Source organism: Streptomyces sp. NPDC047000 (assembly GCF_040644295.1).
In the GTDB taxonomy this organism is placed as follows: domain Bacteria; phylum Actinomycetota; class Actinomycetes; order Streptomycetales; family Streptomycetaceae; genus Streptomyces.
This window is the reverse complement of sequence record NZ_JBEYWE010000001.1, coordinates 745,384-766,295: the sequence shown is the minus strand read 5'-3', so window position 1 is coordinate 766,295 and position 20,912 is coordinate 745,384. Positions and strand designations below refer to the sequence as shown.

The 20,912-nt window shown below is 72.2% G+C and carries 20 protein-coding genes; 4 read left to right on the top strand and 16 right to left on the bottom strand.

All coding sequences use genetic code 11. From position 1 onward, the window contains the following. Position 1: 1 nt before the first annotated feature. The 15 genes from hpnH to ABZ862_RS03030 form a co-directional block, all read right to left on the bottom strand. Positions 2-1,024, bottom strand: coding sequence for an adenosyl-hopene transferase HpnH (gene hpnH / locus ABZ862_RS03100; RefSeq protein WP_360951225.1), 1,023 nt, complete (start codon positions 1,022-1,024; stop codon positions 2-4). A 5-nt stretch (positions 1,025-1,029) separates the two neighbouring features. Next, positions 1,030-1,671: a 1-hydroxy-2-methyl-2-butenyl 4-diphosphate reductase gene (locus ABZ862_RS03095; protein ID WP_360951222.1), complete on the bottom strand. Its 642-nt coding sequence runs from the start codon at positions 1,669-1,671 to the stop codon at positions 1,030-1,032. Continuing rightward, positions 1,671-3,677, bottom strand: coding sequence for a squalene--hopene cyclase (gene shc / locus ABZ862_RS03090; RefSeq protein ID WP_360951219.1), 2,007 nt, complete (start codon positions 3,675-3,677; stop codon positions 1,671-1,673). The genes ABZ862_RS03095 and shc overlap by 1 nt, the downstream gene beginning before the upstream one ends. Positions 3,678-3,792: 115 nt before the next feature. Beyond that, complete coding sequence (locus ABZ862_RS03085; protein ID WP_360951440.1) at positions 3,793-4,857, bottom strand: polyprenyl synthetase family protein; 1,065 nt, start codon at positions 4,855-4,857, stop codon at positions 3,793-3,795. Positions 4,858-4,931: 74 nt separating this feature from the next. After that, entirely contained in the window at positions 4,932-6,347 is a 1,416-nt protein-coding gene (gene hpnE / locus ABZ862_RS03080; protein ID WP_360951437.1) for a hydroxysqualene dehydroxylase HpnE, read from the bottom strand. A gap of 8 nt (positions 6,348-6,355) precedes the next feature. Next, positions 6,356-6,784: a DUF6380 family protein gene (locus tag ABZ862_RS03075; RefSeq protein ID WP_360951216.1), complete on the bottom strand. Its 429-nt coding sequence runs from the start codon at positions 6,782-6,784 to the stop codon at positions 6,356-6,358. After that, positions 6,784-7,734 carry a presqualene diphosphate synthase HpnD gene (hpnD, locus tag ABZ862_RS03070; protein WP_360951213.1) on the bottom strand — a complete coding sequence of 317 codons (951 nt, stop codon included), beginning with the start codon at positions 7,732-7,734 and terminating at the stop codon, positions 6,784-6,786. The genes ABZ862_RS03075 and hpnD overlap by 1 nt, the downstream gene beginning before the upstream one ends. Then, positions 7,731-8,633, bottom strand: a complete 903-nt coding sequence (gene hpnC / locus ABZ862_RS03065; protein ID WP_360951210.1) for a squalene synthase HpnC — start codon at positions 8,631-8,633, stop codon at positions 7,731-7,733. Before hpnC ends, hpnD begins: the two co-directional genes overlap by 4 nt. Positions 8,634-9,000: 367 nt before the next feature. Next, entirely contained in the window at positions 9,001-9,780 is a 780-nt protein-coding gene (locus tag ABZ862_RS03060) for an ABC transporter ATP-binding protein (protein ID WP_360951207.1), read from the bottom strand. Further along, positions 9,773-10,699, bottom strand: a complete 927-nt coding sequence (locus ABZ862_RS03055) for an ABC transporter permease (protein ID WP_360951204.1) — start codon at positions 10,697-10,699, stop codon at positions 9,773-9,775. The genes ABZ862_RS03060 and ABZ862_RS03055 overlap by 8 nt, the downstream gene beginning before the upstream one ends. Before the next feature lie 94 nt (positions 10,700-10,793). Then, positions 10,794-11,678: a glycosyltransferase gene (locus tag ABZ862_RS03050; protein WP_360951201.1), complete on the bottom strand. Its 885-nt coding sequence runs from the start codon at positions 11,676-11,678 to the stop codon at positions 10,794-10,796. Continuing rightward, positions 11,675-12,454, bottom strand: coding sequence for a CDP-alcohol phosphatidyltransferase family protein (locus ABZ862_RS03045; protein WP_360951198.1), 780 nt, complete (start codon positions 12,452-12,454; stop codon positions 11,675-11,677). Before ABZ862_RS03045 ends, ABZ862_RS03050 begins: the two co-directional genes overlap by 4 nt. Further along, complete coding sequence (locus ABZ862_RS03040) at positions 12,432-13,493, bottom strand: iron-containing alcohol dehydrogenase family protein (protein ID WP_360951195.1); 1,062 nt, start codon at positions 13,491-13,493, stop codon at positions 12,432-12,434. The genes ABZ862_RS03045 and ABZ862_RS03040 overlap by 23 nt, the downstream gene beginning before the upstream one ends. Further along, positions 13,481-14,233, bottom strand: a complete 753-nt coding sequence (locus tag ABZ862_RS03035; RefSeq protein ID WP_360951192.1) for a phosphocholine cytidylyltransferase family protein — start codon at positions 14,231-14,233, stop codon at positions 13,481-13,483. The genes ABZ862_RS03040 and ABZ862_RS03035 overlap by 13 nt, the downstream gene beginning before the upstream one ends. Further along, positions 14,230-16,104: a DUF5941 domain-containing protein gene (locus tag ABZ862_RS03030; protein ID WP_360951189.1), complete on the bottom strand. Its 1,875-nt coding sequence runs from the start codon at positions 16,102-16,104 to the stop codon at positions 14,230-14,232. Before ABZ862_RS03030 ends, ABZ862_RS03035 begins: the two co-directional genes overlap by 4 nt. Positions 16,105-16,623: 519 nt before the next feature. On the opposite strand from ABZ862_RS03030, the gene ABZ862_RS03025 reads away from it, so the two are divergent. Together ABZ862_RS03025 and idi are read left to right on the top strand one after the other, a co-directional pair. Further along, positions 16,624-17,574 carry a cation diffusion facilitator family transporter gene (locus tag ABZ862_RS03025; RefSeq protein ID WP_360951186.1) on the top strand — a complete coding sequence of 317 codons (951 nt, stop codon included), beginning with the start codon at positions 16,624-16,626 and terminating at the stop codon, positions 17,572-17,574. A 152-nt stretch (positions 17,575-17,726) separates the two neighbouring features. Next, positions 17,727-18,320 (top strand): isopentenyl-diphosphate Delta-isomerase, encoded by a 594-nt coding sequence (gene idi / locus ABZ862_RS03020; protein WP_360951183.1) that lies wholly within the window; start codon positions 17,727-17,729, stop codon positions 18,318-18,320. 81 nt (positions 18,321-18,401) lie between these two features. Here the strand turns inward: idi and ABZ862_RS03015 are convergent, their stop codons facing one another. Continuing rightward, positions 18,402-18,869 (bottom strand): ATP-binding protein, encoded by a 468-nt coding sequence (locus ABZ862_RS03015; RefSeq protein ID WP_360951434.1) that lies wholly within the window; start codon positions 18,867-18,869, stop codon positions 18,402-18,404. Positions 18,870-19,149: 280 nt separating this feature from the next. On the opposite strand from ABZ862_RS03015, the gene ABZ862_RS03010 reads away from it, so the two are divergent. Together ABZ862_RS03010 and ABZ862_RS03005 are read left to right on the top strand one after the other, a co-directional pair. Continuing rightward, entirely contained in the window at positions 19,150-19,893 is a 744-nt protein-coding gene (locus ABZ862_RS03010; protein ID WP_360951180.1) for an enoyl-CoA hydratase/isomerase family protein, read from the top strand. A gap of 83 nt (positions 19,894-19,976) precedes the next feature. Beyond that, positions 19,977-20,846, top strand: coding sequence for a hypothetical protein (locus tag ABZ862_RS03005; protein WP_360951177.1), 870 nt, complete (start codon positions 19,977-19,979; stop codon positions 20,844-20,846). The last annotated feature ends 66 nt before the right edge of the window (positions 20,847-20,912 follow it).

Genomic DNA, 20,912 nt, shown 5'->3' with positions numbered 1-20,912 from the left:
ATCACTCACGGTTTCCGTTGACGGTCTCGCGCATCGCCCGCAGGGACTCCTTGAGAGAGCCCATGGTGGCCATCACGGCGGTGGGCTCGTAGCCGCAGTGCGCCATGCAGTTGGCGCAGCGCGGGTCCTTGCCGCGGCCGTACTTGTCCCAGTCGGTGTCCTCGACGAGTTCGCGGTACGTGGGCACGTAGCCGTCGCTCATCAGGTAGCAGGGCCGCTGCCAGCCGAACAGGGAGTAGTTGGGGATCGCCCAGGCGGTGCAGGGGAAGTCGACCTTGCCCTCGAGGAAGTCGAGGAACAGCGGGGAGTGGTTGAGCCGCCAGCGCCTGCGGTTGCCGCCGGAGAACGCCTTCTTGAACAGTTCGCGGGTCTGTTCCACGCCGAGGAAGTGTTCCTGGTCGGGGGCCTTCTCGTAGGCGTAGGCGGGCGAGATCATCATCTCGTCCACCTTCAGCTCGTCGTTGAGGAAGTTGAGCACCTCGACGACGGTCTGCGGGGTGTCCGTGTTGAAGAAGGTGGAGTTGGTGGTCACCCGGAAGCCGCGCCGCTTGGCCTCCTTGATCGCCGCCACCGCCTCGTCGAACACGCCCTCCTTGGCGACGGATTCGTCGTGCCGTTCACGCAGCCCGTCGATGTGCACCGCGAAGGCGAAGTAGGGCGAGGGCGTGAACTTGTCCATCTTCTTGCGCAGCAGCATGGCGTTGGTGCAGAGGAAGACGTATTTGCGCCGGGCGACCAGCTGCCGCACGATCTCGTGGATCTGAGGGTGCATCAGGGGTTCGCCGCCGGCGATGGACACCATCGGGGCGCCCGACTCCAGCACCGCCCCGACCGCCTGGGCGACCGGCATACGCTGCTTGAGCACTCCCGCGGGGTGCTGGATCTTGCCGCAGCCCTCGCACTTCAGGTTGCAGGCGAACAGCGGCTCCAGCTCGACGATCAGCGGGAACTTGTCACGCCTGCGGATCTTCTGCTCGGCCAAATATGTGGCGACCTTGACGGACTGACGCAGCGGCATGGCCATACGGCTCACCTCCGGGGGAGCAGCAAAGAACGGTGCCATTCGAAGAAAGCGGGAAGTACGGAGCGGAGGACGCGGAAGGCCGATATCCCACCGCGTACCGTTCCGATCCGGACGAGTTCATGTTCTGGAGCGTCCACCACCACCCGTACGGCCGCAACCGGGCGCTCGCCCGCGCGTACGGCGCTCAGCAGGGTGGCCGCGGACTCCATGTCCACCGCGATCGCGCCGGTCGCGAACAGGTCGGCGCGCTCGTGGCCGCGCACGACGTGGTCGGAACCGGTGAGGGGCCCGGTGTGGACGGTGCGGCCGGGCAGGGCGCGGGTGAGTTCCTTGACGAGCAGTTCGGTGCCGGTGCAGGGCACCCGGCCGCGCGGGGCCCGGGTCTCCTCGGCGACGACCAGGTCGCCGGGGTGCATCCCGGGCGCCAGACCCGCGCAGAAGCCGGTGGCGAGCACGACGGCGTCGGCCAGCGCCGGCCCGGCCAGGGCCCGGGTCACCGCACGGTCGGCCGCCCTCGGCCCCATGCCGGTGCGCAGCACGGTGACCGGCCCGCCGGCTCCGCCGCGGTCGCTCATGCGCAGGGCGAGGTGCTCGATGCCGAGCGCGCAGGCGATCAGCAGCGGCGCCGGGGCGGGCTGCGTGCTCATCAGCCCCCCTCGGCCTCGGTGCGGGACAGCCGGGTGAGGGGATCGCCGTACAGGTAGCGGCCCAGCGCGGTGAGCGGGAAGACCTGCCGGTAGAGGTGGTAGTTGATGGAGAAGTCCCAGGGGAAGCCGGTGCCGGTGAAGTACGGCTCGTCCCAGGAGCCGTCCTCGCGCTGGGTCGCGGTCAGCCAGGCGACGGCCCGCTCGACGGCCTTGGAGTCCTTCTCCCCGGCCGCCAGCAGCGCCAGCAGCGCCCAGCCGGTCTGGGAGGCGGTGGAGGCGCCCCGTCCCGACCATTCCCCCGGCCGGTGGTAGGAGCGCAGGTCCTCTCCCCAGCCGCCGTCGTCGTTCTGCACGGACTCCAGCCAGGTCACCGCGCGGCGGATCGCCGGGTGCGCGGCCGGGAGCCCGGCGGCGACCAGGGCGGGCACCACGGACCCCGTGCCGTAGAGGTAGTTGACACCCCAGCGGCCGAACCACGAGCCGTCCGGTTCCTGTTCGGCCAGCAGCCAGGCGATGCCGCGCCGGGTGCGCGGGTCGTGGGCGAGGCCCTCGGCGGCGAGCATCTCCACGACGTGCGCGGTGACGTCGGCCGAGGGCGGGTCGACGACCTCGCCGAAGTCGCAGAACGGCAGCCGGTTGGGAAAGTCGCTGGTGTTGTCGGCGTCGAAGGCGCCCCAGGCCCCGTTCCTGGACTGCATGCCGAGGTTCCAGCGCACCCCGCGGGAGACGGCCTTCTCCACGCGCTCGGGGTCGTGGTGACGTACCCGGCGCAGCGCGAGGACGACCTCGGCGGTGTCGTCGGTGTCGGGGTAGTTGTCGTTGTGGAACTCGAACGCCCAGCCGCCCGGCGGGAGTCCGGGCCGCCTTATCGACCAGTCGCCGGGCCGGACGACCTGTTCGGCGAGCATCCAGTCGGCGGCCTTGACCAGTTGCGGGTGGTCGGCGGGCAGGCCCGCGTCGGCGAGGGCGATGGTGGCCAGGCAGGTGTCCCAGACGGGCGACTGGCAGGCCTCGATCATCCGGGCGCCGTCCTCGCGCCACACGGCGTAGCGGTCGAGGGACTCGATGCCGGCGCGCATCACGGGGTGCTCCAGGTCGTAGCCCAGCAGGTGCAGGGCGATCACCGAGTACACGGCGGGCGGCTGGATGCCGCCCCAGCAGCCGTCGTTCTCCTGCCGTTCGACGATCCAGCGCGCGGCGCTGTTGAGCGCGGCGCGGCGCAGGGAGCGCAGGGCGACGGGGCGGTAGCCGCGGACCACCTTGTCGAGGCGCTGGAACAGGCCGTCCCAGCTCAGGGCGGGAGCGAGCGGCTGCGGCGGGTTGGGGCGCTCCGGGTCGGTGTGCAGTTCGTCGAGCGGGAAGGGCGCCGGGCGCACCGGGCGTTTGGCGGAGACCACGGTGAGCGGCACGATGGTCTGCCGCGCCCAGCAGCCGAAGTGGTAGATGTTGAGCGGGAACCACTTGGGGAAGTAGAGGAGTTCCGGGGGGAGTTCGGGCAGGTCCTCCCACTTCCACCAGCCGAACAGGGCGAGCCAGATCCGGGTGAAGACCCGGGCGGCGGCGATCCCGCCGCGCTCGCGGACCCAGGCGGAGGCGCGCGCCATGTGGGGTGCGGCGGGGTCGTCGCCGGCCAGCCGCAGGGCGACGTAGGCCTCGATGGTGGCGGACAGGTCGCCGGGCCCGCCGTAGAAGGTGGCCCAGGCGCCGTCCTCGCGCTGCTCGCCGCGGACGAACAGGGCGGCGGCGCGGGTGACGGCCTCGTCGCGGATGCCCAGGAACTGACGGAGCAGCAGGTCCTCGGCGTCCATCGTGACGTTGGTCTCGAGATCGCCCTTCCACCAGCCCTGGGCGTCCTGGCGGGCCAGCAGGTGGTCGGTGGCGCGGCGGACCGCGTGGACGGCGGCTTCTCGTGCCCCGGCCGCCAGGGGGGTGGTGATGTCGGTTTCGCTGGCCGAGGACACGCGGGGCGGCAGTGCTCCGGTGCTTCCGTCGGTCGTCGCTGTCATGGCTTCCCCTTCGTGCAGTCGTGCAAGTCGTGCTGCTGTGGGTCCGCCGTCGGCCGGTGCTCTGATGCGCGGGCACCGGCCGGCGACTACGCGAGGACTGTTCGACCGATAATGATCATCTCTTCCGTACGACGACGAAGTCGGCGAGTGCCGCGAACCGGTCCCGCACCCGGTCGGGCATGTCGACGTCGTCGAGGGCTTCCAGGGCGATGGTGTGCTGGCGGCGGGCCTCCCCGGCGGTCCACTCGCGGCCGCCCGCCTCCTCGATCAGGGCGGCGCGGGCGGCGAACTCCTCCTCGGAGAAGGTGGCGAAGTCGCTGCTCTTGGCGTCGGCGGCGAGGATCTCGCCGAGCCGCTCCGAGGCGGGTCCGCCGGCGGCGAGCGCGGCGACCACCGGCAGGGACTTCTTGCGCTGGCGCAGATCGCTCCAGGTCTGCTTGCCGGTGGAGTCCGGGTCGCCCCAGATGCCGAGGAGGTCGTCGACGGCCTGGAAGGCCAGGCCGAGGTGGTAGCCGTACTTCTCCAGGGTGTCGGCGGTGCGGTCGTCCGCGCCGCCGAGCACGGCGCCGATGGAGCTGGCGCAGGCCAGCAGGGCGCCGGTCTTGTTGCCCTCCATCTCCAGGCACTCGGCGACGCTGACGCGGTCGCGGTGCTCGTAGGAGATGTCCTGGGCCTGGCCGTCGATCAGGGCGCGGGTGGCGCTGATCAGCCGGCGGGTGGCACGGCCCGCCTCGACGGTGCCGAGTTCCAGCAGGACCTCGTTGCCGAGGGCGAACAGGGCGTCGCCGACGAGGATCGCCTGGGCGGGGCCGTGCACCTTCCAGACGGTGTCGCGGTGCCGGCGCTGCTCGTCGCCGTCCATCAGGTCGTCGTGCAGCAGGGAGAAGTTGTGCACCAGCTCGACCGCCACCGCGCCGGGCACCCCGGTCTCCGGAGCGGCGCCGGTGACCTCGGCGGACAGCACGGCGAGGGCGGGCCGTACGGCCTTGCCGCCGTCGCCGTCGGCGGGGTTGCCCTCGGCGTCGATCCAGCCGAAGTGGTAGGCGGCGACGGTGTCCATGGGAGGCGCGAGGCGGTCACAGGCCGCCCGCAGTACCGGTGTGGCCAGGGTCCGGCCGCGCTCCAGGAGCGCGGTCACGTCGACCGCGGTCTCTCGAGCAGCCTTCGAGGCCGGGGGCACAGGGGGCACAGTCTCTCCTCTTGTCGCGGTACGGGGAGTGCGGGGGCCTGCCGCCGTGCCGTGCATGTCGGCCGTCATGCCGCCTCCTCGATGGGGTAGGGGCGGCGGGGGCGGGGCCGGCCCAGGGCGGCGAGCGCGGCGTCGGCCGCGTTCACGCCGCTGCGGACCGCACTCTCCATGGTCGCGGGCCACCCGGTGGCGGTCCACGCTCCGGCCAGACAGAGGCCGGGTGCCTTGGTGCGGGCGCCGGGCCGCAGCCGCCCGGTGCCGGGGGCGGGAGCGAACGTCGCGGTGCGCTCCCGGGTGACGAAGAAGTCCCGTACCCGGGCGCCGCGGGTGGTGGGCAGCAGCCGGTTCAGTTCGGGCAGGTACCGCTCGCGCAGGGCGGCGACGGGGGTGTCGATGTCGTCCTGCGCGGCGGACTGGGACAGCGCGAGGTACTGGCCCTCGCGCAGTCCGGAGGCACGGGTGCGGTCGAACACCCACTGGACGGGGGTGCCGAGGGCGGCGAGGAAGGGGACGCCGAGGACCTTCCGGTCGTAGACGACGTGGATGTCGAGGATCGGCGCGGTGCCGAGGGCGGCAAGATTTTCCGGGGCGTCGACCGCGCCCTCGGGCAGCAGGTCAAGGGCCTCGCGCTGGGGTACGGCGAGGACGACGGCGTCCGCTTCGAGGGTCTCGCCGGGAACCTGGACGCGCCAGGTGCCGTTCTCGTGGTGGGAGACGGAGGTGACGCGTGTACGGACCTCGGTACGGACGCCCGCGGAGTCGAGCGCCTTGCGGGCCAGCCGGTCGTGCAGTTCCCCCAGCGGTACATGGGCCCAGCCGATGTCGGCGGCGCCGGGGTCGGACAGCAGACCGGTCTTGAACACCATCGCGGCGAGTCCCAGTGAGGCGTCGCCCGCGACCGCGTTGAGTGTGGCGACCCCGACCAGGTCCCACAGGGCCTCGACGGCACGCGCCGACTGACCGTGCGCGGTCAGCCAGCTGCCGAAGTCCTGGGTGTCCAGGGCCGGATCGGCGGGGTCGAGCTTCTTCAGCGCGAGCGCGGCACGGCCCACGGCGGCACGCTCGGCGAGCGAGAGATGCGGATACGCGGCCAGGCTCCGGCCCAGGTGGAAGGGCACGGGCAGCGGGTCGCGCCGCAGTCTGCCGAGCCGTCTGCCCTCGGGTTTGGCGACGTCGACGACGGGCACGTCGAGACGGTTCTGCAGCGGCGCCAGCGCGGTGCCCTCGATCCGGTCGAGGAACCAGCGGTAGGCGGTGCAGCAGCGCAGGTAGACGTGCTGGCCGTTGTCCACGGTCAGCTCGCCGCGCCGGAAGGAGAAGGCCAGGCCGCCCAGTCTCGGCCTGCCCTCGAGCAGGGTGACGCGGACTCCCGCGTCCGCGAGTGCGAGCGCGGTGGTGATCCCGGCGAGCCCGCCGCCGACCACGACGGCGCTGTGCCCGGAGCGCCCCGGCGGGTCCGCGGGCGGCGCCGGGGGCCGCATGCCGTCGGTCATCGTGCACCCTCCCCTGCCCGGCCGCCGCGGTGGCGAAGCCGCGGGGTGCGGGCCGTCCTAGTCAGGGACGCCGCCGGACGGCGGAGGGTTGCCTGCCGGACCTCGTCACTCGCGTCGTCCGGCGCACCGGCGGACCACGCCCGCCCGCCCGGACACGATGTCCGCCGCGCGCCTCCGGCACACCGGGCCGAAACCCGCGCACCGGACACCACCGGGCCCGCAGCCGCGGCAGTTCCCCCTTGCCGGACTCCGCCACTCGCGTCGTCCCGCCCGCCGGGACACGGCGTCCGGTGCCTGTTGCCGGCGTGCGGGGTGGAAGACCGGGCACGGGCCGGTCCCCTGTGGCCGGAGAGTGCGGGGGAACGTGACGGGTGCCGTGACGGGGCGGACCGCGCCCGTCTCGGCACTGGGACCGCTCTGTCCATCAGGCGCGCCTCCTGACGGTCCTGCGGGACACATGCCGGGTGTCCAGGCCGGACAGGCCGCGCACGGCGACGTACGCCTTCTCCCGGCCCGGCAGCGAGACGCGGCCGCGCAGCACGGCCTCCGGTTCGCGCTCGATGCGGTCGAGGAGGCGGCGGTAGATGCCGGCCATGGCGGCGACACAGGCGCCGCTGCGCCGGTCGAGCAGGGGCAGCAGCCGGTAGCCCTCGGCGAAGAGGGCCCGGGCCCGCCGTACCTCGAAGTGCACGAGGCCCGCGAAGTCGGCGCCCTCCGGCGGCACCGGCTGGGCGAACCCGGCCGAGCAGCCGAACTTGGCGAGGTCGTCGGCGGGCAGATAGGTGCGGCCGCCCTGGGCGTCCTCGCGGACGTCCCGGAGGATGTTGGTGAGCTGGAGCGCGAGCCCGAGGGTGTCGGCGTACTCGGAGGCCCGTTCGGCGCCGCGCGCGCCGTCCCCGGTGCCGAAGACGCCGAGCGAGAGGCGTCCGATGGCACCGGCGACACAGCGGCAGTAGACCTTCAGGTCGTCCCAGGTCTCGTAGGTCTCGCCGCGTACGTCCATCAGCACACCGTCGATCAGCTCGTCTAGACCGCCGAGCGGGACGGGGAACCGGGCGGCCGTGTGGGTGAGGGCGACGGCGACGGGGTCGGTGTCGTCCTCCTCCACCTCCCCGGCCCTGACCCGGGCGAGCAGCTCCCTCGTCTCCTCGAGCCGGGCGGTCTTGACGTCGTGCGCGAGCCGCCCGTCACCGATGTCGTCGACCCGCCGCGAGAACGCGTACAGCGCCGACATCGCGCGCCTCTTGGGCAGCGGCAGCAGCCTGATGCCGTACGCGAAATTCCGGGCCTGCTGCCCGGTGACGGCCTCGCAGTAGCTGTAGGCGGCGAGTACCGGTGCGGACACCTGCGGCTGGAGCTCCACGGTCCGGATCACCCCTTTCCTCGCAGAGTCACGCCCACCTCGCGCAGCAGCCGGACCTTGCCGGGCTTGGGCGGGCCGGAGAGTACGTCGTGTCCGGCGGCGGTGATCGCGTCGGCGGCCGCCCTTCCCCCCGCCACGAACCCGGCGAGCAGCAGCTTCAGCCTGCCGTGGACGCTACCCACCAAGGGGGCGCCTTCATTCAGGAGATCGCGGACGCGTTGTGTTTCGTATGCGATCAGGGCGCGCAGAGCGGCTCCCGCGGCGGGTGCGGCGAGATCCGGCTCCTGGACGTGGAAGCGTTTCATGTCCTCGGCAGGCAGGTAGACACGGTCGCGGCCGAGGTCCTCGGCGACGTCCTGGAGGTGTTCGACGATCTGGAGTGCGGTGCAGACCGCGTCGGAGCGGCGGATGCGCTCGGGGGTGGCGGTGCCGGTCACGGCGAGGACCAGCCGGCCCACGGGGTTGGCCGAGAGCTCGCAGTACGCGAGCAGGTCGCCGTACGTCTCGTACCGGCTCACCAGCTGGTCCTGGCGGTTGGCGGCGATCAGGGCGAGGAACGGGGCGGGGGTGAGGGCGCGGCGGCGCACGACCGGCTGGAGGCGGCGCAGCAGGGGGTGGCGCGGGGTGGCGTCGAAGACCCGCCGCAGGTCGGCCTCGAAGGCGTCGAGCAGGGCCGTCCGGTCCTCGGTCCGCGCGGGGGCCACGCCGAGCAGCCGGGCGTCGGCACCGCCGGGGGCGAGGTCGCCGTCGCCGATGTCGTCGACGAGCCGGCAGAAGCCGTAGACGGCCATCAGGTCGGCGCGCCAGTCGCGCGGCAGGAAGAACGGTGCCACGGGGAAGTTCTCGCCCGTGGCCTTGCCGAGGGTGGCGCGCTCCGGGTCCGGGCGGCGCGCCGCGGCCGTTCCCGTCACCGCCCGCTGCCCGCGGGGACGGCACGTGCTGCGTTGAGCTGGGGAGTTTCCGTAGCCATTGCCGTCACATCTCCCGTTCTACACCGCCGACCCAATACACACTATTTCGGACACGCCGCCCGGCTGTCCGCCGGACGGTCCGTCGCGGGGTGTCATGCGTTATCGCCCTGATTGCCGCCTTTAAGGACCGCTACAGCTTACGTTGTACAGCGCCATGACCCCTGTCAGGGTGTCCTGCACATCACAACAACACACCGATCGGCTTCAAGATTCCTTCGCCGGGCCGGAGTTGACGCTTCCTTTACAGACGCCGGGACCCGCCGGAAAAGTTGCGGCGGGCCCCGGGCCTTCCATGGCGCATTCCCGACTACTTGCCGGTGAACTTCTCGTACTCCGCGAGCACCTCGTCGGTGGGGCCGTCCATGCGCAGTTCACCGCGTTCCAGCCACAGCACCCGGTCACAGGTGTCGCGGATCGACTTGTTGTTGTGACTGACCAGGAACACCGTCCCGGCCTCCTTGCGCAGCTCCCGGATACGTGCCTCGGAACGCTTCTGGAACTTGCGGTCACCGGTGGCGAGGGCCTCGTCGATCATCAGGACGTCGTGGTCCTTGGCGGCGGCGATGGAGAACCGCAGCCGGGCCGCCATTCCGGAGGAATAGGTGCGCATGGGCAGTGTGATGAAGTCGCCCTTCTCGTTGATGCCGGAGAAGTCGACGATGTCCTGGTAGCGCTCCTTGATCTCCTCGTAGGACATGCCCATGGCGAGACCGCCGAGGATGACGTTGCGCTCGCCGGTGAGGTCGTTCATCAGGGCCGCGTTCACGCCCAGCAGGGAGGGCTGGCCGTCGGTGTAGACCTTGCCGCTCTCCGCGGGCAGCAGTCCTGCGATGGCCCGCAGCAGGGTGGACTTGCCGGAGCCGTTGGAACCGATCAGGCCGATGGCCTCACCGCGGTAGGAGGTGAAGGACACCCCGCGCACGGCGTGCACCTTGCGCACCCCGCGCTCCTCACCACGCCTGAATATGCGGCTGAGGGCGGCGGTGGCGCTGCCCTTGCCGGTCTTCGCCCCGTTGACGCGGTAGACGATGTGCAGCTCGTCCGCGATCACCGTGGGAACGTGGTTCCCCTTCTTGTGCTCAGCCACGGCCGTACCGCTCCTCCGCCTTCCAGAAGTACACGAACCCGCCGGCGAAGACGACCACCGCCCAGAACAGGGCGATCACCCAGACGTGCGGCGGGAGGTTGGACGAGCCGTAGCCGTCGATGAGGGCGAAGCGCATCAGGTCCATGTAGACGGCCGCCGGGTTCACCTGCATCGCGCGGACCAGCCACTCGGGGCGGCCCTGCAGCATGTGATGGATGGAGAACATCACGCCGGACGCGTACATCCAGGTACGCAGCAGGAACGGCATGAGCTGGGCAAGGTCCGGGGTCTTGGCGCCTGCCCGCGCCACGATCAGCGCGAGCCCTGTGTTGAACAGGAACTGCAGGGCCAGGATCGGCAGGATCAGCAGCCAGGACAGGCCCGGATAGCTGCCGAAACCGATGGCGAAGACGAACAGGACGATCATCGAGAACAGCAGTTGCTGAAGCTGCTGGAGCGCGAACGAGATGGGCAGCGAGGCACGCGGGAAGTGCAGCGCGCGCACCAGACCGAGGTTGCCGGAGATCGCGCGGACGCCGGACATGATCGAACTCTGGGTGAAGGTGAACACGAACACGCCGGTGACCAGGAACGGGATGTAGATGTCCCGGGACATGCCGCGGCTGGCTTTCAGGATGACGCCGAAGATGAAGTAGTACACGGCCGCGTTCAGCAGCGGTGTCGCCACCTGCCACAGCTGGCCGAGCTTGGCCTGGCTGTACTGGGCGGTCAGCTTCGCCTGGGAGAAGGCGAGGATGAAGTGGCGCCGCCCCCACAGCTGCCGTACGTACGCGGCGAGCGAGGGGCGGGCGCCGCTCACACTGAGGCCGTACTTGGCCGCGAGCTCCCCTCTTGTCAGACCGTCGTCGGGCGACGGCGTCGTGTTCACGGCGACTGCGTCCTGCGTTGTCTCACTCACGGTGGGGAAACTTTCGTGTTCGGTAAGGAGCGGCCCGGCCGGCCGGGCACGGTCCGGAGCCGTCGGTGTGCGCCGGGTGCCCGGGACGAGCTTGTCAGATCACGGGAGGCCGGCCCAGACGGGTGAGCCGCCACACCGTACGCCATCTCATGGGCCGGCGCGGTCCGCAGGACGTGGCCCAGCCCTCCCGAAAGCCGCCGAACCACGCCTTCAGCGCCGGCCGGGACGGGCGGCGGACCAGGGTGAGCAGCATCCAGACCCCGAGATAGACCGGGATCAGCGGGAGGGGAAGGTTGCGCCGGGCCAGCCAGACGCGGTTGCGGGCGACCATGCGGTGGTAGACCGCGTGCCGTGAGGGGGCGGTGGCGGGGTGCAGGAGCACCATGTCGGCCCGGTAGTCGATCATCCAGCCCGCGTCGAGGGCCCGCCACGCGAGGTCGGTCTCCTCGTGCGCGTAGAAGAAGTCGTCCGGCAGTGTGCCGGCGTCGGCGAAGACCCGGGTGCGGACGGCGTTGGCGCCGCCGAGGAAGGTGGTGACCCGGGAGGAGCGCATCGGGTCGGCGGCCCTGAGGCGCGGCACGTGACGGCGCTGGGTGACCCCGGTCTCCGGGTCGGCGATACGGAAGCTGATGATGCCGAGCTGCGGGTCGGCGGTGAACGCCTCCCGGCACAGCTCCGCGGTGTCCTGCCGGGCGAGCAGTCCGTCGTCGTCCAGGAAGAGCAGGACGTCGACCTCCCGGCCCGCGGCCCCGAACGCCTCGATACCGACGTTGCGCCCGCCGGGTATGCCGAGGTTCTCGGGCAGTTCGACCGTCCGCACCCCCTCGGGGACGTCGGGGACGGGCGAGCCGTTGCCCACCACCACCACCTCGACCGGGTCGCCGTCCTGCTTGGCGACCGAGTCGAGCAGCGCCCGCAGTTCCCCGGGCCGGTTGCCCATGGTGATGATCACCGCGCCGACGCGCAGGGCGGCGCTCACCGCAGTCTGCTCGAGGCGAGGACGGACACCAGGTGCAGCAGGGTCTGCACCACGGCGATCCCGGCGAGCACGGCGGTGCCGAGCCGGGTGTAGAACAGGTCGCCGCGGACCTGGTCGGCGATCGCCAGCACCAGGATCAGCAGGGACGCCTCGATGCCGAGGATCAGCCGGTGGAACTTGAGCGCGGCGGCGGCGCGGCGGGCCAGCGCCACCCCGGAGGAGCGCGGCTCGGAGGCCGCCTCCTTGACCGGCGGCAGCCCGTTCTGGTGCCGGGCGACACCGACCAGGTCGGTCTCGGCCTTGACCAGGATCGCGCCGAGCGCGGCCAGCGTGCCGAGGAAGGCCCACAGCCAGTCGATCCGCCCGCCGCCCCACAGGTCGGCGGCCCGCAGCCCGAGCCCGACGAGGACGGCGGCGTCGCACAGGTAGGCGCCCACCCGGTCGAGATAGACCCCGCCGAGCGAGAACTGCTGCTTCCACCGGGCGAGCTCGCCGTCGACGCAGTCGAGCAGCAGATACCCCTGGACCATCACCACGCCGAGCACCGCGCCCGCCACGCCCGGCACCAGCAGGGCCGGGGCGGCGAGGACGCCCGACAGGGTCATCAGGTAGGTGAGCTGGTTGGGCGTGACCCTGGTGTTCGCCAGCCGGCGGGTGATCCGCAGGGACACCTCACGCATGTAGAGGCGTCCCGCCCAGTGCTCACCGCTGCGCCGGTCCTTGACCCCGGCGGGGTGCACGACCGGTCTGAGTTCAGCTACCGATGGCCTTGACATAGTCGGCGTACGAGTCCTTGATCTGGTCGGTCTTGAGGGCGAGGTGTTCGAGGATCGTGTAGCGGCCGGGGCGGGTCTCCGGGGCGAACTCCACGACCCGGACGAACTCGTCCGCCGTGAAGCCGATCTCCTCGGCCAGCACCGGAAGCCCGTGCCGGCGCAGCACCTCGGCCATGTAGGCGGCCTCCTCGTGGGCGCCGCGCAGATGCATGGCGAAGGCGGCGCCGAACCCGCACTGCTCACCGTGGCTGGCGGCGCGCTTGGGGTAGAGGAGGTCGAAGGCGTGGTTGATCTCGTGGCAGGAGCCGGAGGCGGGCCGGGAGTCACCGGAGATCGACATGGCGATACCGGTGAGGACGAGCGCCTCGGCGAGCACCTGGAGGAAACCGTTGTCGCCGATGCCGCCGGGGTGCCGCAGCACCGCCTCGCCGGCCTGCCGGGCCATGGCCGCGGCCAGCCCGTCGATCTTCTCGCCGTTGACGCGGTTGGCGAGTTCCCAGTCGGCGATGGCGTTGATGTTGGAGATCGCGTCGCCGATCCCGGCCCGTACGAAGCGGACCGGGGCGTCGCGGATGACGTCCAGGTCGATGACGGCGGCGATCGGGTTGGGCACCCCGTAGGAGCCGCGGCCCGCGTCGTTGTCGAGGGTGGCGACCGGGGAGCACAGGCCGTCGTGCGCGAGGTTCGTCGGTACGGCGACCAGGGGCAGGCCGACGCGCGCCGAGGCGAACTTGGCACAGTCGATGATCTTGCCGCCGCCCAGGCCGACGACCGCGTCGTAGTGCCCGGCCTTGATGTCACGGGCCAGCCGTACGGCGTCGTCGAGGGTGCCGCCGCCGACCTCGTACCAGGTGGCACCGGGCAGCGTGGGGGCGACCCGCTCCCGCAGCCGGGCGCCGGAGCCGCCGCTGACGGCGACGGCCAGGCGCCCGGACTGCGAGATGCGCTCGTCCGCGAGCACGCCCGCCAGGTCGTCGAGGGCACCCGGACGGATGTCGACGACCAGCGGGGACGGGATGAGCCGCGTCAGTACTGGCACGCGATCTCCCGGCCGCGGGCGAGGTCGTCGTGGTTGTCGATCTCGACCCACTTCACCTCGCCGATCGGCGCGACGTCGATCTTGAAGCCCCGGTCCACCAGCTCCTGGTAACCGTCCTCGTAGTAGAGCTGCGGGTCGCGCTCGAAGGTGGCCTTCAGGGCGTCGGCCAGCTCCGCCGCGGCGTCGCCCTCGATGAGGGTGACCCCGATGTACTCACCGGTGGCCTCGGCGGGGTCCATCAGCTTGGTGATCCTGCGGACACCCTTCTCGGGGTCCACGACGACCTTCATCTCCTCCTCGTCGAGCTTCTTCACCGTGTCGAGGGCGAGGATGATCTTCTTGCCGTCGCCGCGGGCCGCCAGCAGCGTCTTCTCCACGGAGACCGGGTGCACGGTGTCGCCGTTGGCGAGGATGACGCCGTCCTTCAGCGCGTCACGCCCGCACCACAGGGAGTAGGCGTTGTTCCACTCCTCGGCCTTGTCGTTGTCGATCAGGGTGAGGGTGAGCCCGTACTTGGCCTCCAGGGCGGCCTTGCGGTCGTAGACGGCCTCCTTGCGGTAGCCGACGATGATCCCGACCTCGGTCAGGCCGATCTCGGCGAAGTTGCCGAGCGTCAGGTCGAGGACGGTGAGCTCGTCCTCCGCACCCGCGGGCCCCACCGGCACCAGTGCCTTGGGAAGGGTGTCGGTGTAGGGGCGCAGACGCCGTCCGGCGCCTGCGGCCAGCACGAGGCCGATCATGCGGGGTCTCCTTCGTCGTGTACGGCGGGCGCCCCTGCGGACACCCAGAACCGGATGCTCTCGGCGAGCACCACAAGGGCTGTGGCCACGGCCAGCACCGTGAGCGCGACCGTGAACCCGTTGCCGGTGAGCACAGCGGCCAGGAGGGTGACGAGCAGAGTCCGCCCCTCCTGCCCCCCGATGGCGCGCACCAGACCGGCCGGGGGCGCTCCGGCGTTGCCGCGGATGCGGTACACCGTGTCGTAGTGATGGTAGGCGACGGCGGCCACCAGTCCGAAAGCCGCCGGAAGCGCTCCGTTCACCTTCATGCCGGCCGCGAGCACCAGGACCGTGAGGTACTCCGCGGCGCGGAACAGCGGCGGGACCAGCCAGTCGAGGGAGCCCTTCAGCGGCCTGACGAGGGCGTGGCCGGAGGCGACGGCGTAGACGAGGCCGCCCGCGACGGGGACCCAGGTCCAGCCGGCGACACGGCCCGCGACGAGCGAGGCGGCCAGCACGAGCACCCCGGCCGCGGCGGTGAGCAGCGGGTTCAGCGTCCTTCGGCCGGCGGTGCGCCGGGCGACGAGCTGCGCCAGGTAGCCGTTGTCGGCCAGGTCGGCGAGGGCCCGGGCGGCCCGGTCGGTGCGCCGCGCCTTACGGGTCAGGGACCGCAGCACCCGCCCGGCCGTGGTGTACGTGGCGGCGAAGGCGCACCCGGCGAGCAGCACGTAGAAGGTGACGCGGGGCGTGGTGAGCGCGGTCAGTACGGCGATCATGGCCCAGCGCTCGCCGATCGGCAGGACGATCATCCGCCGCACCCACACCGTCCAGCCGACGCTGTCCAGCCGGTCGGAGAGGGCGGCGGTGGGGCTGGTGTTCGCGGTGGCGTCGTGGTTGGCCTCGGTGAAGGAGAAGTCCACGACGTGCCGGCAGGTCTGCAGCACCATCGCGCCGAGCGCCAGCGCCCAGACGTCGTCCCCCCCTCCGTAGCGGGCCGCGCCCAGGGCGAGACCGGCGTAGTAGGCGTACTCCTTCGCCCGGTCGAACGTGGCGTCCAGCCAGGCGCCGAGCGTGGAGTACTGCAGGGAGTAGCGGGCGAGCTGCCCGTCGGTGCAGTCCAGCACGAAGGAGGCGATCAGCAGCACACCGGCCGCGACGAACCCGGGACGGGTGCCGGTGGCCGCGCATCCGGCCGCGATCAGCGCGGTGAGCAGGGAGGCGGTGGTGACCTGGTTGGGGGTCAGGCCGCGCCGTGCGCACCAGCGGGCGATGTAACGGGAGTAGGGGCTGATGAAGTGGGTGGTGAAGAAGCCGTCGCGGGACTTCACGGCCGACTTCAGGCGTACGGCCTCGTCGTCGACGGCGTCCACGGCCTGCCGCGCCTCGTTGCGGGACTGCGGGTCCGAGGGGACGGCGGCGACCAGGCTGCCGAGCTCGGGCCGGTGCACCTCGGCGCCGTCGGCGTCCAGGGCGGCGGCCAGGCGGTCGGCGAGGCTGCCGGAGGCCGTACCCGTGACGGTGGCCGTGGTGACGTCGGTGACGGCGGTCGCGTCAGCGGTGGTGCCGGCGGGCGCGGGGCCGCCGGCGGGGGTCACGGCCTCGCGGACCAGCGCCCGGGTGAGCGCCGCCCGTGCCGCGGGGCGTGCGGTGACGGCGCCGGTGATCGCGGCCAGGTCGAAGCGGGGGTCGGTCAGACCGAGGCGCAGCGCGTGCAGATGGCCCACGAAGCGGGCGTCCACCACGGCCACGCGCTGGTCGGCGGGCACTGCGACGAGCAGGGCGTCGGCGTCGGAGGCGTCGGAGGCTGCCTGGACATCGAAGCCGAGCGTCCGCAGATCACCTTCGATCGACGATCCGGGGACCGGCTGACCGGTGAGGATTGCGGTCGACAACCGAACTCACTCCCTGGTGCCGACGCGTGTGCGCCGGCGGTGTGCTGATGGGCGGCGCCCCCTGTTCCGGCGGCACCCGGGGGCGGCATGACGGCTGAGGTTATCGGATGATGAAAAGCCTGCGTTCATCACCCGTTCACGGGACGCTCAGCGAAAACCCGGCTTGCCGTCGCCGCGATCATCATGGGTGATGCGGCGCCCGCGCCACAAACCGCGAGGGGGTCACCGGGGGCGGGGAGGGAGGGTTTGGGCGGGTATCTACGGCTGGGATGTCCTCTCGGGGTGACGCGCCTCCCTTTTCGTGGGCGCCTGCCGCCGGAACACGTACCGCCGTGGGGAGGGTGGGTGCGGTGAGGGCGGACGCGGGGAGAGCGGGCACGGGGACGGCGGCCACGGAGACGAAGTACCTGATCACGGCACATGACAACGGTCTTCAGTGCCGCGTTGCCCCATACCCCCCGCCCGTAGTTCACTGGCACCCCGGGTGAGGCAGGGCTGAGGTGAAGGGGGCGGAGCCGTATGGGCGCCGGACATGACCACGGGCACGGCCACAGCCACGGGCATGCTCACGGCGGGCCAGGCACCGCCGGTGCCGCGCACCGCGGCCGGCTGCGGTTCGCCCTCGGGGTCGCGCTCACCGTGATGGTGGTGGAGGTGGTCGGCGGGCTGCTCGCCGATTCGCTCGCCCTGATCGCGGACGCCGCGCACATGGCGACGGACGCGGTGGGCCTGGCCATGGCCCTGCTGGCGATCCACTTCGCGAACCGCCCGCCCAGTGAGACACGGACGTTCGGCTACGCCCGCGCGGAGATCCTGGCCGCGCTGGCCAACGGCCTCCTGCTGCTGGGAGTGGGCGGCTATGTGCTGTTCGAATCCGTTCAGCGGTTCGTCACACCGGCGGACACGGCGGGCGGTCTGACGATCGTGATCGGTCTGGTCGGCCTGGTGGCGAACACGGTCTCGCTCACCGTCCTGATGCGGGGACAGTCCGAGAGCCTGAACGTGCGTGGCGCGTTCCTCGAGGTGGCCGCGGACGCACTCGGTTCGGCGGCGGTGGTGATCGCCGCGGTGGTGATCCTCACCACGGGATGGCAGGCGGCCGACCCGATCGCGTCGATCGCCATCGGTGTGCTGGTCGTACCGCGCACCGTGAAGCTGTTGCGCGAGACCCTGGACGTGCTGCTGGAGGCGGCTCCGAAGGGGGTCGACATGGCCGAGGTGCGCTCCCACATCCTGGCGCTCGAGGGCGTCGAGGACGTGCACGACCTGCACGCGTGGACGATCACCTCGGGGATGCCGGTGCTGTCCGTGCACGTGGTGGTGGACTCGGACGCGCTGACCGCCATCGGTCACGAGAAGATGCTGCACGAGTTGCAGGAGTGCCTCGGCGGCCACTTCGACGTGGAGCACTGCACCTTCCAGCTGGAGCCGGGCGGCCACGCGGAGCACGAGGCCCGGCTCTGCCACTGAGCGGCCCGCGGCAGCCTCACACCCCCGGGGTGTGCCCGTCCTGATGTCCGACGGTTCTCCGCCCGCCGCGCCGGGAACGATCACCGCGGAGTGCCGGGGGTGCCGGATCCGTACGGCAGACTGGGGCACGAGGACCGAGGCGAAGGATGGGTATGCCGATCACACCTGCCACTGCGACGCACAGTTCGTCGAGCGGTACCGCGGACGCGATTTTGCTGGAACTGGTCGACGAGAGCGGCGTGACGATCGGCACTGCGGAGAAGCTCGACGCCCACCAGCCGCCCGGGCTGCTGCACCGGGCCTTCTCGGTCTTCCTCTTCGACGCGCACGGCCGGCTGCTGCTGCAACAGCGGGCGCTCGGCAAGTACCACTCCCCCGGTGTGTGGTCCAACACCTGCTGCGGTCACCCGTACCCCGGCGAGGCGCCCTTCGCGGCGGCGGCCCGGCGTACGTACGAGGAGCTCGGCGTCTCGCCGTCGCTGATGGCGGAGGCGGGCACCGTGCGCTACAACCACCCCGACCCCGAGTCGGGCCTGGTGGAGCAGGAGTACAACCATCTCTTCGTCGGCCTGGTGCAGGCCCCGCTGCGGCCGGACCCCGAGGAGGTCGGCGCCACCGCGTTCGTGACCCCCGCCGAGCTGGCGGAACGGCACGCGAAGGACACGTTCTCGGCATGGTTCCTCACCGTCCTGGACGCGGCGCGTCCGGCGGTGCGCGAGCTGACGGGTTCCGCCGCGGGCTGGTGAGCGTCCGCCGGCGGGCGGCCCACCCGCACCGTGGCACCCCGGGCGCGTCGGCCCACCGCGCCCCGCGGGCGGCGGCCCCGGTCAGGTCACGTGCCGCGGCACCGGTGCGGGGCCGAGCGGCAGGGCGGCCCAGACCACCTTGCCGCCGGTGGCGGTGTTCTCCACGTCGCACACCCCGCCCGCCTCCAGGGTGATCTCCCGCACCAGCAGCAGCCCCCGGCCGCCGGTCTCGTTGTGGGCGGCCTCCAGGGCGGTGGGCCGGTAGGGGTGGTTGTCCTCCACGGAGACCCGTACCCACTCGGCTCCGACCGCGACCTCCACGGCGAGCATCGGCGACAGCAGCGCCGCGTGCCGGACCGCGTTGGTGACCAGCTCCGAGACGATCAGCAGCAGACCCTCGGCCAGTTCCGCGGGGACCGGGACGCCCTGGCGGGCGAGCAGGTCCCGTACGGCGTGGCGCGCCTGCGGGACCGAGACGTCGACGGCGGGGGCGGTGAACCGCCACACCCCTTCGTACGGCAGCGGACTCGGAGGCTCGGAATTCCCCATCGTCCCGTCGCCGCCCTTGCGCTCGATTGTGACCACACGTCGAGTGTGGGGACGGGCCCCTCCACCCCCCAGGGCTGAACAGAAGTCAGCGGTTATCGAGCGGTTCCGACCGCCGCTGTGCGACGGAGGTGTCCAGGAGACCGCCTCTGTGCCCCGTGTGCCGACTTCTGGAACTTTTCGGCTTGTACGGCAGGCCGGACGGGGTTTCCCGCCGCCGCTCCCGCCGCTCCCGCGGCCGCGTGCGTCCGTGCGCCGGACGCCGCCGGATACCATCCGGCCCATGGAGCCCCAGCTGTCGCACAGCGTCGCCGACTCGGTCGCCACCGTCGTCATCGACCATCCGGCCAGGCGCAACGCCATGACGGCCGCGATATGGCGTGCGCTGCCCCCGCTGCTCGGCACGCTCGCCGCCGACCCCGGGGTACGGGTCCTGGTCCTCACCGGGGCGGGCGGCACGTTCAGCGCCGGGGCCGACATCTCGGAGCTCCGGGACTCCATGGAGGAGACGCAGCGGCTCGCCGTGGTGGCCGAGGAGGCGCTGGCCACCTTCCCCAAACCGACGCTGGCGGCGATCCGGGGGTACTGCGTGGGCGGCGGCGCCCAGCTCGCGGCGGCCTGTGACCTGCGGTTCGCGGAGGAGGGCGCGCTCTTCGGGGTGACACCGGCCAGGCTCGGCATCGTGTACCCGTCGTCCTGGACCCGGCGGCTCACCGCGCTGGTCGGCCCGGCCACCACCAAGTACCTGCTCTTCTCCAGCGAGTTGATCGACGCTGGGCGGGCACTGCGCACCGGGCTGGTCGACGAGGTGCTGCCGGAGGGAGAACTCGGCAAGCGGGTGGCGGAGTTCACCCGGACTCTGGTGTCCCGCTCGCAGCTGACGCAGGTGTCCGCGAAGGAGTTCGCCGACGGCCGTACGGACCGCGACGCGCACTGGGCCGGCCAGGCGCGTTCCGCCACGGACGCGGCGGAGGGCGTGGCGGCGTTCCTCGAGCACAGGCCGCCCTCGTTCACCTGGGCCCCCTGAACCTGCGGGCCCCTGCACTCCCGGGCCCCTGGACCAGGGGACCCTCTGAACGACGTTACCGGCCGGTCGGTAACGTTCTGGGCATGACCACCGTCACCCTCGCACCACGCGCCGGACGTCGTTGTCACAACGTGCTCAACTCGCTGCACACGACGCACTACTTCGCGCCCGAGCTGGGGCGGGAACTGGCCGCTCTCGGCATCACGGACCCGCGGGCCGTCAACTTCGCGGTGCGCTCGGCCGCGGCGGGCGCGGTCGGGGCCGGAGCGGTGACGGCGATGTTCTACAACTACCGCCACACGCTCGTCGCCGACCACGTGCCCGCGATCTGGGAGACGGCCGCTCCCGGGGCCGTCCTGGCCGCCCGCGCGCGGGCCGTCGACGCGGCGCTGCGGCGGTTGCTGGGCCCGGAGACCCTGGCGTCCGCCGAGATGGCCGAGGCCGCGCGGCTCGCCCTGCGGGCCGCCGAGGCGTGCTCCCGCGGCGGCCGCCCGCTCTACGCGGCCCACGCCGACCTGCCGGTGCCCGCGGAACCGCACCTGGCGTACTGGCACGCGGCGACGCTGCTGCGCGAGCACCGCGGCGACGGGCACATCACCGTACTGATGGCGGCGGAGCTCGACGGGCTCGAGGCCGTGGTCACCCACACCGCGACCGGCAGGGGCATGACCCCGAAGTGGGTGCGCGGCACACGCGGCTGGAGCCGGGAGGACTGGGAGGCGGCCGTGCTGCGGCTGCGGGAGCGCGGCCTGCTGGACGCGGACGGCGAGCTGACCGAGCGGGGCGGGCTGCTGCGCACCCAGATCGAGGCGGACACGGACCGGCTGGACCGGGCTCCGTACGAGCACCTCGGCGCGGCGGGCGTGGCCCGGCTGACCGAGCTGGGCGCCGGGTTCGCCCGCGCGGCCCTGACGGCGGGGGCCTTCCCCGCGGACCTGGTCGGGAAGCGGTGAGCGGGGCCGCCGGGCCCACCCCCGTACGGGCCGCCGTACACGCCGCCGCGCCGCTCCCGGCAGCGC

What these genes read in the sequence shown, in the direction of transcription:
- hpnH (WP_360951225.1), bottom strand. Translation starts at nt 1,024, where the DNA reads ATGGCCATGCCGCTGCGTCAGTCCGTCAAGGTCGCCACATATTTGGCC.
- ABZ862_RS03095 (WP_360951222.1), bottom strand. Translation starts at nt 1,671, where the DNA reads ATGAGCACGCAGCCCGCCCCGGCGCCGCTGCTGATCGCCTGCGCGCTC.
- shc (WP_360951219.1), bottom strand. Translation starts at nt 3,677, where the DNA reads ATGACAGCGACGACCGACGGAAGCACCGGAGCACTGCCGCCCCGCGTG.
- hpnE (WP_360951437.1), bottom strand. Translation starts at nt 6,347, where the DNA reads ATGCGGCCCCCGGCGCCGCCCGCGGACCCGCCGGGGCGCTCCGGGCAC.
- ABZ862_RS03075 (WP_360951216.1), bottom strand. Translation starts at nt 6,784, where the DNA reads ATGGACAGAGCGGTCCCAGTGCCGAGACGGGCGCGGTCCGCCCCGTCA.
- ABZ862_RS03045 (WP_360951198.1), bottom strand. Translation starts at nt 12,454, where the DNA reads ATGTCAAGGCCATCGGTAGCTGAACTCAGACCGGTCGTGCACCCCGCC.
- ABZ862_RS03035 (WP_360951192.1), bottom strand. Translation starts at nt 14,233, where the DNA reads ATGATCGGCCTCGTGCTGGCCGCAGGCGCCGGACGGCGTCTGCGCCCC.
- ABZ862_RS03025 (WP_360951186.1), top strand. Translation starts at nt 16,624, where the DNA reads ATGGGCGCCGGACATGACCACGGGCACGGCCACAGCCACGGGCATGCT.
- idi (WP_360951183.1), top strand. Translation starts at nt 17,727, where the DNA reads ATGCCGATCACACCTGCCACTGCGACGCACAGTTCGTCGAGCGGTACC.
- ABZ862_RS03015 (WP_360951434.1), bottom strand. Translation starts at nt 18,869, where the DNA reads ATGGGGAATTCCGAGCCTCCGAGTCCGCTGCCGTACGAAGGGGTGTGG.
- ABZ862_RS03010 (WP_360951180.1), top strand. Translation starts at nt 19,150, where the DNA reads ATGGAGCCCCAGCTGTCGCACAGCGTCGCCGACTCGGTCGCCACCGTC.
- ABZ862_RS03005 (WP_360951177.1), top strand. Translation starts at nt 19,977, where the DNA reads ATGACCACCGTCACCCTCGCACCACGCGCCGGACGTCGTTGTCACAAC.